Below are 14376 nucleotides of genomic sequence, written 5' to 3'. Positions count from 1 at the left end.
CGGACGACCGAACCTTCGGAGCGGACGGAAAGAGCACTGACGAGGGTGCTCGCCTCCGCCCTTCTCCCGTTCGGGTCCGACCCCACGACGAGCTCATCCGCCGCAGCGTCGACGAAGAAGCTGCCCGGAGTCACTTTGGATCGCGATGGCACCTGTGCCAGCTGCTTACCGTCGATCCACAGTTGATCCGGATGAGCCGCCATCGGATGAGCGGGGTCGATGAACTTCCATCCCTCCGCAGCACCATCAGGTGCCCCTCGAACGAACGTCGGGCTGGCATCCAGCTGCTGGGTCCATCCGGAGCGAACCCACACATCGCCGGATGCGCGGAAGCCTGTCACTGTCTCCGCGCCGTCCAGCCAGACTGCTTCGGAGCCGTAGGGCTGAAGGGTGACGCGCTTTTGAGGCGGGACGATGACGCTCTCGTGGTAAACGCCGCCGCGGAGTGCGACGGTTCCTCCATTGCGAACCTTCCGCAGAGCAGCGGTTATCGTACGGACCGGTGCCGCAGCCGTACCGACCGCGGAGTCGTTCCCCTTGGGCGAGACGATTACCGCGTTCGCCGGCACCTCGTAAGCGACGGAGCCTGGAGCGCTCGCCCCGGCTGCTGACCGCGCGCCGGCGATCACTTGTCCGGCCCCAGGCACGGGCCCCGGTGCAGGGATGGGCTCCGGCGCAGGGGCCGGCCTCGGCGGCACGACCCCGGGCGCCGAGATCTTCAGATCGTCCACTCCCAGCGGGAGCGTCGCGCTCGATGACGACGTATACAACGAGAAGTCCGCCCCTCCGGCGCCTGCGATCCGCTTCGCGGATGAGTCGGAGTACGTCAGGGTTCGCCCCGCAGCGTCCGCGGAGCCTGCCACCCGGGCGGAGGCGACGAGGGCGACTGTCGTCGACCCGATCGCCTGGATACGGACATCGACAGTTCCGCCTGGCCGGACCCTCTCCCGCAAGCGCCCCGACGAGAAGGTACCGACTGTGACTCCGGACCGCTTTTGGACGCTCAGTTCGACGACACCCCCCACCATGATGCGGACCCCGACGACGTAAGCGCCGCCTGACGTCGCGCGAACACCGTGGGAGAGGTACAGACCGGTGCCCGATGTCGGCACGCTGGGAACCGAAAGCGAGAAGGTGGAGTCGACATCCCGCATCGTGCCGCCGAGGGACATTCGTGCTGTGCGTCCGGGTTGCGGGCTCGAGATCCACCCCCGGCCATCACGAACGGATGCCACGGCTCCGGGCCCCGTCGTCCAGGAACCCCCGAGGTCGGAGATGCCCCATCCCTTCCCGACGGATCGCGCCATGGCGTCCTTCACGTACACCGCGGTCGCGGCCGCGGCGGGCTCACCGGACCCACTCGCGACAGCCATGCCGAGGAGGAGAGCCAGGAGCAGTGCACCCGTTCTTGTGGGCCGGGAGCGTCGGGACATGAGGTCTCTCTTCGAGCAGGGGTGTCGGGGCCGTCAGCAGGGCAGGTCGGGTGAACCTGCTGGGGAGAATCCGCTGACGGTATCAGGGCACTTAGACCGACTCTCTCCGCATGAGAACTCCCTCATCAGGGGATCATCACTCGAGGGGTTCCGGCACCGACCGATACGCCAGCGCACCGGCGTCTCGAGACCGGCGTTCGCTGTCGTGAAGGGCTCTGCGCCGGTAGAGTGGGAGGACTCTGGGGGAGGGGGAGCCATGGCGGACACAACGCCTTGGTCCGGTCATTGGCTGCTGAACGCGCTGCGGAAGTTCTGGTGGGGGATCGCCGTCTTCGCCGTCGTCGGCGGCGTATCGGCGTTCGGCGTGTCCGCGCTCGAAACCCCTCAGTACCAGTCGACGTCCTCGCTCTACTTCGCGCTCAACCAGGGGGCGAGCGCGTCCGATCTCAATCAGGGTTCGACGTACACGCAGAATCAGATGCTGTCGATCGCTCAGCTCGCGACGACGTCGCGGGTCCTCGAGCCGGTCATCCAAGAGCTCGGAATCGACACGACTCCACGTGACCTGGCTCGCTCCATCGACGTGACGATCCCGCAGGACACCGTGATCCTGCGCATCACTTCCACCACCACGAACGCCGAGCGGGCGGCGGCTCTCTCGAACGCGATCGCCGCCGAACTCGCCGACGTTGTGCTGGAGATCTCCCCGAAGGGGGCCGCGGGCGCCCCCACGATCGTGGCCGAAACCATCGACGAGGCTGTCGTGCCCACCTCGCAGTCGTCGCCGAACAAGCCGCGCGACGCATTGGTCGGGCTGCTCGTCGGTGGCATCCTCGGGATCGCCGTCTCCCTGATCATCAGCGCAGCCGACACACGCGTCCGTAACGAGGACATCCTGGCGCGCGTGAGCGGCACACCCGTCCTCGGCGTCATCACCCGAGCCCCTCTTCTCTCTCATCGCGCCGCCGGCATCGCTCAGGAGCCCTTGGGCCGATCAGCGGAGGAGTTCCGCCGCCTGAGGTCTGCGCTCACCTATGCCAATGTCGGCTCTCGCGTCTCGACACTTCTCGTCACGTCCAGTTCTCCCGGAGAGGGCAAGTCGACAGTCGCCGTGAACCTCGCGTTGACTCTCGCTGACCTCAATCATCGGGTCCTGCTCATCGACGCCGATCTCCGACGCCCGCAAGTGCACACGTTCTTCGGCATCGAAGATGCGGTCGGATTGACGTCCGTCCTGTTGAAGGTGCACGACTTCGACACCGCGAAATACCCCTTCCGGTCATCGACCCTCGACGTCCTTCCGTCAGGCGGCACTCCCCCGAATCCTGCGGAGATCCTCGCCTCTGAAGCGCTGGCGAATCTCCTGGAACAGTCGGCCAGTCGCTACGACTTCGTCGTCGTGGACGCCCCTCCGGTACTGAACGTGGCGGACGCGAGCCTCCTCGCCCCCTCCGTCGATGGCGTGCTGTTCGTCGCCGACGCGACGAAGACCCGCAGGCCGAATGCGGCGAAAGCGATCAAACTGCTCGAGGGCGCCGGAGCCCGCGTCCTCGGAAGCATTCTGAACCGCGCCCGGCACGACAAGAAGGCCGGCGAGTACTACGGTCCGGTCAGCCCGGTCCGCGCCGCAGGCGTCGAGAAGTCCGGCTGAGGACCAGTCGCGCCGACCGGCTGATGCGCGCGGTCAGGTGGCGAGGTGTTCGTGGTGTGCTGCGAACTGCGACAGCTGCCCGTGCAGCGCTCTGGCCTGAGCCTGAACGATGCTCAGCACCTTGTGATGATCACGAGGACGCCGGTTGTGCGCATCAGCGATGTCGAGATCGAAGTTGGTCGCACCCCCGCGCCGGCGCGACCAGCGGCGGCGAGGCGAAATCTGCTCTGCACGGACGCTGCCGCGATGTCGGTCGAGTGACTCGGCGAAGGCAGCCAGAACATCGTCGGCGTTCACCCCTGTCTGAACCGGGGCTGAGAGGGGCTCGATGCGAGCGAGTGCGACGGCCTCACGGAGTGTGAAGGTACGAGACCGCATCGTCGGGTCGAGGAGCGCAACCTCCGCGCGCTCCGCTCGAGTGGCAGTGATCACGAGTCCGGCCGTCTGCAGAGCGTCGCCGTCGAGCTGCACGGCGCCTCGGTCCGCCCGTCGCGACCGCGCACCAAGGGGCGAGGCAAGGCCCAGCTGAAGCACCGCCTCACAGGGGGGATGTTCCTCCACGGCAGCCACACCCGCGCTCGATGATCGCCACCGCTCCGGGCCGACTTCCTTCTGTGCAGCTCGGAACTCATGCTCCATCAGTCGCGATCGGCAGACGTTGGCGTGGCAGACGAAAAGTACTTCTGCGCTCATCCGGCCCTCCTCGTGAGCCCTCGGTCGCATCGCGACTGCTCGTGAGACATGCGGCTCACGAGGTCACCCCCGTTTCGACTGACGCGCAGGGCCCTGAACGGCGGCGCGGCTCGAGATCTCGCTGACCTCTCTGAAGTAGGTGTTGTCGTCCATGAGGTTCTCTGCGATGTCCAGCCCGACGATCGTGCCGTCCGCGATCACCATGACCCGATCGCAGATCGCGAGCGTCGACAGACGATGAGCGACCAAGAACACCACGGTGTCCCCCGCCAGGTCCTGCAGCGATCTTTGGACGGATTCCTCCGACTTGACGTCCAGAGCGCTCGTCGGCTCATCGAGGATCATGACCGCCGGGCGAGCGGCCAGGGCACGCGCGAGGCAGATCCGCTGCTTCTGACCACCGGAGACCAGGGACGCCCTGGCTCCGACGATGGTGTCGTAACCCTGGGGAAGTCGGAGGATGTCCTCGTGAAGGTGAGCGCGGCGCGCGGCATCCTCGACGGCCGCGTCGTCGACGTCCTCACGGAAGAACCGGATGTTCTCGCGCACCGTCCCGTAGAAGAGCTGAGGCGACTGCGGGACGTACGTCACCATCCGTCGCCAGTCCTCGCGATCGATGTCAGACGCATCGATACCGTTGACCGAGAATGTCCCCTCTGTGGGCTCCCGGAGCCGGAGGAGGAGCTGCACCAAGGTCGACTTTCCGGAACCCGAGGGACCCACGATGCCGATCGTCTCACCGCGCCTCACAGAGAAGGAGACGTCACGGAGCACATCCGCGCCCCCCTCGTAGTGGAACCCGACGCCGCTCATCGTCAAGTCACCGATGTGATCTGCGCCCCGTCGACCAGGAATCTGCGGCTGTGACTCGTAACGCTCGATCGCATCAGCCAGGTGATGCACGAAGGGCAGCTTCTCGTCGACGGAGGAGATCACCGTCTGTACTCGCTGTCCATAAGTGACGGCGCGGACCAGGATCAGAACGACGGCTCCCAGCGTCGCGACGTTGCCGGCTCCGACGAGTGCGACCACACCGAGCGCCAGGACCAGGACCAGAAGCGCCACGCTCTGGTACAAGGACGGAACCGCTGCTGAGAGGAAGCGCACGCGCTGGGACGGGATCTGCACCGCTCGCAGCTGGGCGTAGAACCGACCGCGGTAAGCGGCGCCGGCTCCGAACACCTCCGTCTCTTCGGCAAGCGCTGCGGCTTCTTGCGTGGTCTTCGCGTACTCGATGTTCTCCGAGCTCAGGACGGTCGCGCTTTTGCGCAAGGAGTTCGAAAGCGGGCGGAGGGCGGCGAAGAGCACCAACGACACGACGGTGATCACCACAGCCGCGACGGGGCTCATCACGACCGCAGACACGAGCAGACTGGCGAACATCAACGCAGCGGAGATGATGCCGGCGATGAGGACGATCGTTTCGGACGTCGCGCGCACCTGGTTCAGCATGACGGATTGGAAGCCACCGTCGCGCTCGGACGCCTTCGACGGCCACGCAGCGCCGACGAAGGCATCGAAGAGCCGAGTCCGCAGGTCCACCATCGCCTGCCCGCCCATGACGGCGGGCAAGTAGACGACCCAGAGCTGCAGGATGCCGCGCAGAACCGCCAGGGCGATGCCCAGTCCCAGCGCCACAGGAGTCGCCAAATCCCAGGTGATTCCACCGAGGCCCACGCGCACGTCGCGACCGTCGGCGAGAGCGAGGGCGAGGGCCGCTATCAGCGTGAGCAGCACAGCCTCGAGGAGCCCCGCGACGACGGAGGCGACGGAGATGAGGGCGATCTTTCCCCGAGATTTCGAGAAGAACGGGGCGATGCGTCGCCACGCCGCCAGCGATTCCCTCGCGGTCGCCATCGGGGACCTTCTGGATTTACTTTCCGGACGTCGCGACACTTCTTCTCCCCTTTGCGGACGTGCCGAGAGCGGCACCATCCATGATCATGAACTTCGGACGCGGCGCTTCGTCTGATGATGTGGGCCGTCCACTCGCCGTGATTTGCCCGACGGTCACACCGACGATGAACCAGAGCAGGATCCCGTACTGAGTGATGAACGCGACCGCGAACAGACCCGGAACCTGCGCGACGATCGCCACGAGCCCCGGCGACAGAGCTCTGGACCGCACCGCGAGGACGACGGCGGCGGCGTAGACCGCGAAGAGAGCCGCCGTCGGCAGATAGCCGTATCGCAGCAGGAGAGCGATGAACGCATTGTCGATGGATGCCCGGAAGTTGCCCAGATAGACATCGCCGACGACGAGGCTCTCCCACTCGGAAGCACCGCCGATGAGTCGCACCTGACTCAGCAGAACCGTCAGACCACCGCGATAGTCCGCGCTCCCCCCCGCCTCACCGCCCGCGTCGGCGAAGACGGTGTCGAGGAACGGAACCAGGATCGCCGCCGCGACGATGAGGAGACCGCCCACCGCCCACCGCGTCGATGCGCTCACGGTACGAAGGAGGATGAGCGAGAGAACCACCGTCAGGACGAAGGTGACGATGCCGATCCTGCTGAAGGTCAGGACGACCGCGAGGCCGACGATCGCCAGACCCAACGCCTTCATCCATGCCTTCGCCCGCGACGCCAGCACGAACGCCGCTGACATGGCGAGTGCGCCACCCAACGCGATGGAGTGTCCGAAAGCGCCCTCGACGCGCACGAATCCCGCGCGTGGCTGAAGCTCTGCCCATGTCTCCTTGAGCGGCTCGGAACCGGGGATGGCCACGAACAGATTCGTCCCCGTCACAAATTCGACGATGGCCAGCGCCGCCACGCCCACCGCTACCCCAGCCACCCACGCGGTGACGGTAGCCGAACCGACACGCTCGTAGACGATCCGCCCCCAGAAATAGGGCAGGACCAGCTCCAGGATCCCCGAGACCGCATACGTCAGTTCCACCTGCTTCGCCGCGAAGAGCAGCACGACGAGCCCGGTGAAGAGGAGCATGAAAGCGTCGGGCCCCGACAACCGGAATCGTCCGCTGTGGAGGGCGACGAACAGGACTGTCAGGAGGGTGATCGCGGACATGAAGAAGCCGACGTTCACACCCACCCACACGGGCAGGAAGAACACAGAGAGGATCCACACGACGAAGCTCAGTCGCGGCGCGCGGATGAGGAAAACGGCGGCGAGGCCCGCGGCGATGCACGCCGCCAGCCCCGCGGAGATGACTATCGCGCTCGGCATGTGCTCCCCTCTCCCGTGTTCGATCCTGCCTGCCGAGCGGGCTTCCGCAGCCCGGCCGGCCTCCGTTGCGTCAGTCGATCGGCGAGATGCGGAACTCATCGAAGGAGACGGTCATCGCACTGGTCGATGACGACGCACGCGAGGCACGCAGACCGGCTGGTGCCGCCGCCTGCAGCGCTGCGTCCGTATCTGAAGCGACGAGCTGCCACGCGGTGGGCTCCGTCGCCCCCTTCTGCCACAGCTTCGCCCGGAGCCCGGTTGTGCCCGACGCTCCGGAGGCCTCCACCTTGAGCGAGAAGCTGTCCCCCGCCTTGTAGGTGAGACCGGTGGTCGTCGTCGTCTGGAGGACGGTCGAGCCGCGCTGAGCGACGAGCCAGATCTTGCCGTCCGATCGGAGCCACGCGCTCACCGCGTAGAAGTTGCTGCCGGACCGCCGCGGAACGATCCCGGCGTAACCCGATCCGCTCGCAGACGACACGTCGACCGTGAAGTCGGCAGTGGCTGTGAAGTTGCGGACCGGTGTCTGGGACAGCAGCGCGGTGCGCGTACTCCCGGCGTTGAGAGCGAACCTCCCGACTCCGCCGCCCACGCTTGCCGCGCTCACTGCGCCGTCGCTGATCGTCCAGCTGCCGCCGAGGTCGGACGATCCCCATCCGTTCGACGCCGTCCGTTCGAACGCGTCGCGCGCGAGTACGTCGGCCGGAGCAGGGGCAGTGACCGTCACGGTCCTCTTCACCGAGTGAGTCGCCCCGTCGTCATCGGTGACGGTCAGGGTCACCTCGTAGCTTCCCGCTGCCGAGAAGGAGTGCGAGGTCTTCGCGCCGAGTCCGTCCTCGGACGCGTCACCCCACGCCCAGGAATATGTGGCGATCGAACCATCCGGATCCGACGATGCTGAAGCGTCGACAGACAGGGTCAGATCCGAGGCGGACGAAGAGAAACTCGCGACCGGTGCCTGATTCGGTGCGGGCGAGCTGGTGGTCACCGTCTTTGTGGCGGTGTGGGACGCACCGTCGTCGTCGACGACCGTCAGAGTGATCACCCGGTCACCCGCCGACTCGTAGATGTGCGACGCTGTCTTTCCCGTCGAAGCCGGGGAGCCATCTCCCCAGTTCCACGAGTACGAAGCGATCGATCCGTCGGCATCCGACGACGACGATGCGTCCACAGAAGCCGTCAGATTCGCGACCGAAGACGAGAAGGCGGCGACCGGTGCTTGATTGGGTGCAGGCTCACTCTGAGTGTCGCGGACCGTCAGGTTGTCGAACTTCACCGTCCCGGGGACGGTCGCCGTTCCCGCCATCGCATAGTGCAGGAGGGGCGCACCGGCCTCTTGCATGCCCGCCGTGGAGTCAGTCGTCTCCAACTGCCACGCCGTCGGCTCAGAAGCGTCCTGCTTCCATACCTTCGCGCGGATGGACGTGGGATTGGTGCCGGTGACATCGACTCGGAGCGAGAAGCTGTCTCCTGCCTTCCAGGTGAGACCACTGATCAGCTTCGACGTGATGACTGTGGTGCCGCGTTGTGCAACGAGCCACACCGCCCCTGTGTCTCGATGCCACACCCGGAGGTTGTAGAAGTTCGATCCGATACGACGAGCGCCGAGGCCGACGTAGCCGGCGCCCGCGGAGGGGGCATTGACCAGCGTGTAGTCGACCCTGCTCTCGGAGTCGCGCACCGTCGACGTCAGCGCCAGAGTGCGTGTCTGGCCGGCCGGCAGGGTCAGCTGTCCCTTGCCGTCCTGGACCGAGGCTACCGATGCGCTGCCGCTGAGGAGCGACCATGTGCCGCCGACATCAGCGGTTCCCCATCCGGACGAGGCGGTCCGACCGAAGGCGTCCGCTGCCACGAACGCAGCCGCCGGAACCTTGGCGACCGAGACGGAACGCTCCGACGTCGACGTACCTCCGAGGCTGTCGGTCACCGTGAGGGTGATCGTGTAATCACCGTCCTCCTCATAGACGTGCGACGCGGTCACGCCGGTCGAGTGCGCGGACCCATCCCCCCAATTCCAGTCGTAGATGAGGGTTGCGTCGTCGGATGCCGAAGTCGTAGAGGCATCCGTCGTCACTTCGAGTTCGGCGGACGCGGACGTGAACTTCGCGACCGGCGCCGCGTGGGTGACCGTGACGTCTTCGGCGCGCTGCGTGGAGCCGCCACGCTCGTCGGTCACAGTGAGCGTCACCCGGTACGTGCCGGCGGCAGCGAAGCGATGCGAGACCGTCGCACCGGAATCGGATGTGTCGTCCCCGAAATTCCACTGGTAGGTCAGAGGGTCCCCGTCGGGATCGGTCGCCGTACCGGCGAAGGCGACGGTCAGACCTGTCGCGTCGGCGGTGAACGCCGCATCCCGCGGCTCTCCGTTCGGGGGCTGCTGCCCGGAGCCGGTGCGGAAGTGATCCGACACCTGGGCCGCAGTGAGCGCGGTCGGGTACACGGCGGCCTCGTCGAGCGAACCCGTCCAGTAGGTCGCACCCTCCCAGCCCGAGTCGCCACCGATGCGCCAGTATCCGCTGTAATTCTGGGCAGTCGCGATGTCGTTCTGGTCGACCAGCTGGCCGTCCAGGTAGAGACGCATACCGGCGGACGACTGCGTGGCCACGACGTGGTGCCACTCGCCGTCGTTGAACCCCGGACCGCTCTGGATGATGCCGGCCCATCCGTTCCACACGCCGAACTTGATCGCTCCGTTACCGCTCATGTAGACGTGGCGGTCGTAACTTCCGCTTTCGCCCGTGCGGCTGCTGCCGAAGCCGATCAGCTTGCCACCGTCGGTGCTCGTCGTCTTGAACCACGTCTCCATCGAGTACGTGGTCGGGTTGAAGACCTGCTTGTCGCCCGTGACGCCGGTCTGCCCGTTGGGACTCAGCGTGATCGAGGAGCCCGCGCCGGTGGCGAGCGCGCTCGGAGCTCCCTTGGTCACCCCACCGAAGTAAGTACCCGGGTAGATGTAACCCGCACCGCTCGAATCCGCCGCGGCGGAACCGGACGTCTCATCGAGGCGCCAGTAGACCGACGGGTTGAGCGCGTAGACGGACTTGCCGTACGTGTCGGACGGTGCCGCAGCGGGCGTCGTCCCGCGGCCGCTCGCGGCGTAGTGGCGAGCCACGGCGTCGAGGCTCAGCGCCGTCGGGTAGACCGCGACGTCGGCGATGGTGCCCGACAGGTAGTTGCTGCTGCCACGGTTGGGCCACCCGCCGGTGTTGTCGCCACCGACCTTCCAGTAGCCGTTGTACCCCTGCGCGGACGTGATGTCCGATCGGCCGCCGACGAGGGCGCCATCGACGTAGAGCCGCATCCCGGCGGGCGACAGGCTGGCCACCACGTGGTGCCAGGCGCCGTCGTTGTAGCCGGGCCCGCTCTCGAGCGTCTGGACGCTGTTCGGGTACACGCCGAACGTCAACCGACCATCGTTGCTGAGGTAGACCTGCCGGTCGTAGCTGCCGGAGGTCCCGCCGGCGTTGTTCCCGAATCCGACGATCTTGCCGCCGGACGTGCTGGTGGTCTTGAACCAAGCCTCCACGGAGAAGGTGTTCGGGCCCGCCTCGGACGTGGCGGTCGAGGCGAAGGAGCTGTCCCCGCCGGCGAACTGCGTCGCCTTCGTGGGCGTGGCCTGGTTCTGTCCCGTGACGCCGCGCGTCGCGCCGTTCACGGTGAGGTCGTCGCTCCCGGCCCAGTCGAAGCCGGCGGTGCCGGAGTCCTCGCCCAGGGGCCAGTAGTGGGTCGCGCTGTCCTCGATGACCGTCGTGGCGTACGCCGACGCGGATGCGGACGTGATCGTGACGGTCGCGGGAGAGCTCTGGACGGTGTTGCCGTTGCCGTCGCGAGCCACCACCGTGTAGGTGTAGGTCTGCCCGGCGACGACGTCGGTGTCCTTCATCACGATGCCCGGTCGCTGCCACCACGTCGAGGCGACGGTGGTCGTCGCGACGGGGGTGGAGCGTCCGCTGCGGCGGAGCTCGTAGGTGAGGTTCATGTCGTCGCGGTCCCAGTTCGCCTGGATCTGCACGCGGGCCTCGCCAGCCGCGATCGATCGCGCGCTCGGCGTCCAGCTCGCAGTCGCGATGCGCGGACCCTGCTTGGCGCCCGTCGACGGCTTCGTCGAGAAGCGCACGATGCCCTGGTACCGCTGGTTGTTGACGCTGCCGAACTCACCGGCGACGGAGATGTAGTCGCCGGTTCCCGTGATCGAGAGGCCCGCCTGCCCGAGCCCGGAGGTGCTGCCCACGGTGAAGTCGGGGTACCAGGCGTACGCGGACGGGGACGGCGTTCCCGCCCAGTTCTTGTAGATCGAGCTCTCGCTCGGTGTCCGAGGCAGCGTGCCGCGGGCATCGGCGGTGTAGGCCTCGATGTAGCGGTACTGCCGCTTGGGCTGCTCGGGCCAGAGGCCCACCGTGTCGCACTCGTGGGTGTGGCTCGTCGAGTAGACGACCTTGCCCGTCGACCAGACACCGTAGTGGTCACCGTGGCAGTCCGCGAGCCAGCGGAGGTTTCCCGCGCCGGCGTCAACCGCGAAGGTGCCTTCGATGTTGCCGGTGGCCACGTCAGCGTAGGTCCAGCCGGTGCCGTAGACACCACCAGCATCCGTGGCGAGCGTGAAGATGCCGCTCTTCCCGGCGTTGCCGCCCTCAGCCCACCCGTTCTTGATGACAGACGTCACGGCCCAGGGTACGGTCGCACCCGTCGCGGGGTCGAGCGCGCCGATGCCGCGCTGCTCGCCACCGACGCCGTTGACGGTGTAGAAGCGACCGCCGATGATCACTTTCTGGTTGCCCGGCTCCATGACCATCGCGTCGACCTGGAGGTCGGTGGTGGGCGCCCAGGACATCAATGCGCCGTTGCTCGCGCTGAAGGCGGCGAGGTTGGCGCGCGCGACGCCGTTGCCCTGCGTGAAGCGGCCGCCGACGTAGACGGTGCTGCCCGTCGCGGCGACGGCGTAGACGCCGGTCCCGCCGACCGACGGAGCGAATCCGGGCACGAGAGCGCCTGTCGTGGCGTCGAGGGCGGCGAAGTTGAAGCGGGTCGAGCCGTTGACGGAGTTGAAGGACCCGCCGATGTAGATCCGGCTGCCGTCGGGCGAGGCGGTGATGGCCTTGATGACACCGTTGACCTGCGGGGCGAACGGCTTCAAGGCGCCCGTGGTGATGTCGTAGGCGAGGATGTTGGACCGCGGCGTCAGGCTCGTGCCGGGAGCGGCGAGCGGTGCCCGGGCGTTCGTGAACGAACCCGCGGCGTAGACCGTGTTGCCGACCATCGTCTGCGCCCACACGTAACCGTCGTCGATCTGCACCGTCGGGAGCGCGTCGGCGGTGGCGACGTCGGCGTCGCGCTGCAGGAGCGGAGCCGGGTCGGGCGAGAGGGGTTCCGCGGCGTGGGCGGCCGGCGACACTGCCAGCATCCCGGTACCGATCAGCACCGCAGCCGCGAGGATGCTCACGGCGCGCGTCAGCTTCGACGGCTTCCGAGTCGTTGCGTTGTGGATCATCAGTCCGTCTTTCCCGAGAATTCGGCGACGGGCTCCCCGGCCGAGTAGTTGACGCTCACGGTCACGGAGCGATCCGCCGCCGGGTCGAGCATGAAGACATACGAACCGGAGGCGGAGTCGCCCGGCTCGAGGTCGCCGGCGAGAGGTGTGTTGGGCCCGGCGGTGGTGCCGATGCCGTACTCGCCGTCGGCGGCGGTGAGGGTGACGACCGCGGAGTCGAGGTCGGCCGTCTCGCGCGAGTCGTTGCGCGCGGTGAGCTTCACGACCACAGCGGGGCCGGACACCTCGCCCGGGGTCGCCGCCGTCACAGAGGTGGCCGAGACCGAGTCCAGTTCGATCACCAGACCCGTCGACAGTTCGATCGGCTCGTCGATCGGGCCGGTCTCGACCTCGGCGGCGGGAGCCTTCGTCGGCGCATCCGCCTCGACGGACGGCGTCGGTGCCGGCGCATCCGGGTCGATCGGCGTGGGAGAAGGACTCTCCGACTCCTGTACGGCGATCGGCCGTGCCGCCGCCTCTACGGCGCTGCAGCCGGCGAGCAGCACCATCCCCGAGAGCGCGATAAGCGTCCCCCATCGCAGCCGGCGTATGCCACGCCCAGCATCAATCGTCCCCACGCGGATCCGACCCCCAAAGTCGTTTCTCGTTCCCCAACGAGAGATCCCGCCCCCAGCAGGATCGTGCACAACATACGTCCCCCCGCTCTTCAGCGCAAGTGCGATCTTCGCGGGCGCTCCGCGGCGGCCTCGTATGATGACCCCGGGGGGCGACGATGCGAGTCATGTTCGATGCGTTCTGGTGGAGCCGGGGACCCGGGGCGAACCGGACCGTGCAGCGGGAGTTCATCCGCACCTGGGCCGCGGTGTTCCCCGGCGACGAGCTCGTCCTCGCGCTGCGGCGGGATGCCGAGGCCTCGGACGTCCCCGCGGGCGCCGAGGTCGTGCGCACGAGGCTCTGGCCGCACGCCGTCTCGAACCGCTGGGAGCTCCCGCGGCTGTCCCGCGCCGCGCGCGCCGACGTGAGCGTCGTGCACAACTACGCTCCCCGGTCGGGACGCTCCGTCGTGTTCGTCCACGACGCGATGTTCCACGACAACCCCGAGTGGTTCTCGCGCCGCGAGCGGCTGTATTTCGCCCCCATGCTGCCGTGGGCCCGCCGCGCCGCGGTGGTGTCGACGTCGACCGAGACCGAGGCCCGCCGGATCGCGCGCCTCGCGCCGCGCCTCGCGCCGGTCGCGGTGGGGCTGGGGGTGCCCACGGCTCTGACGGATGCCGCTCCGCGCCGCCCGCGCGCCGTCCCGGAGGGCGCGGAGTTCGCCGTCACGGTCGGGCGGTTGAACGTCCGCAAGAACCTCGCCGCGGTCATCGACGGCGCCCGTCTCGCCGCGTCGGTCACGCCGCGGACGCCGCTGTACATCGTCGGCGGCTCCGCCCACTCCGGGGTGAGCACGGAACTGCCCGAGGGGCTCCGCACAGCCGTCGCCGAGGGACGCGTCGTGTTCCTCGGCTCCCTCGACGACGATGAGGTCGCCTGGCTCTACACGCACGCGGCCCTGGCGATCAATCTGAGCCTCGACGAGGGGTTCGGGCTTCCCGCCGTGGAGGCGGCGTGGTTCGGTGCGCCGCTCCTCGTCAGCGACATCCCCGTCTTCCGCGAGACCGTCGGCACCTACGCCCGCTTCGTGTCGCCGGCGGCGACCGCCGGGGACGTCGCGGCCGCGATCGACGGCGCCTGGGGAGGACGAGCGGATGCCGCGGCCCGCGACGCGGTCGTCGCGCGACACACGTGGCGGTCGGCCGTGGAGCGCCTGCGCGGCGCGGCCCGCAGCCGCTAGCTGTACTGACCCGGATCGTTGTTGACGTAGGAGAAGCCTCCGGTGTCGAGTTGGAGCTGTCTAGTTCTGCAGCTCGAACACACGGAGGCT

The 14376-nt window shown here is 67.8% G+C and carries 7 protein-coding genes; 2 read left to right on the top strand and 5 right to left on the bottom strand.

What is annotated here, in order from left to right; all coding sequences use genetic code 11:
* Window positions 1–1305 precede the first annotated feature (1305 nt).
* Entirely contained in the window at window positions 1306–3084 is a 1779-nt protein-coding gene (locus ACPEH2_RS04410) for a polysaccharide biosynthesis tyrosine autokinase (protein ID WP_359920722.1), read from the top strand.
* A gap of 33 nt (window positions 3085–3117) precedes the next feature.
* On the opposite strand, the gene ACPEH2_RS04405 is transcribed toward ACPEH2_RS04410, so the two are convergent.
* The 5 genes from ACPEH2_RS04405 to ACPEH2_RS04385 all read right to left on the bottom strand — a co-directional run bounded on the left by ACPEH2_RS04405 (window position 3118) and on the right by ACPEH2_RS04385 (window position 13000).
* Complete coding sequence (locus ACPEH2_RS04405) at window positions 3118–3777, bottom strand: hypothetical protein (protein WP_359920725.1); 660 nt, start codon at window positions 3775–3777, stop codon at window positions 3118–3120.
* Between the two features lie 63 nt (window positions 3778–3840).
* Window positions 3841–5634, bottom strand: a complete 1794-nt coding sequence (locus ACPEH2_RS04400; RefSeq protein WP_359920727.1) for an ABC transporter ATP-binding protein — start codon at window positions 5632–5634, stop codon at window positions 3841–3843.
* A 16-nt stretch (window positions 5635–5650) separates the two neighbouring features.
* On the bottom strand, window positions 5651–6967 hold the full coding sequence (locus ACPEH2_RS04395; protein WP_359920730.1) for a hypothetical protein: 1317 nt from the start codon (window positions 6965–6967) through the stop codon (window positions 5651–5653).
* 70 nt (window positions 6968–7037) lie between these two features.
* Window positions 7038–12452, bottom strand: coding sequence for a PKD domain-containing protein (locus tag ACPEH2_RS04390; RefSeq protein ID WP_359920733.1), 5415 nt, complete (start codon window positions 12450–12452; stop codon window positions 7038–7040).
* The gene (locus ACPEH2_RS04385; RefSeq protein WP_423718309.1) at window positions 12452–13000 is read right to left on the bottom strand and encodes a hypothetical protein; all 549 of its coding nucleotides are present in this window, start codon (window positions 12998–13000) and stop codon (window positions 12452–12454) included. The genes ACPEH2_RS04390 and ACPEH2_RS04385 overlap by 1 nt, the downstream gene beginning before the upstream one ends.
* Before the next feature lie 233 nt (window positions 13001–13233).
* Between ACPEH2_RS04385 and ACPEH2_RS04380 the strand changes: the two genes are divergently transcribed.
* Window positions 13234–14286: a glycosyltransferase gene (locus ACPEH2_RS04380; protein WP_359920737.1), complete on the top strand. Its 1053-nt coding sequence runs from the start codon at window positions 13234–13236 to the stop codon at window positions 14284–14286.
* Window positions 14287–14376 lie beyond the last annotated feature (90 nt).

It is taken from the genome of Microbacterium sp. NPDC064942, assembly GCF_049545525.1.
Classification (GTDB): domain Bacteria; phylum Actinomycetota; class Actinomycetes; order Actinomycetales; family Microbacteriaceae; genus Microbacterium; species Microbacterium gawkjiense.
The sequence above is the reverse complement of the archived record's forward strand: the minus strand, read 5'-3'. Positions and strand labels throughout refer to the sequence as shown.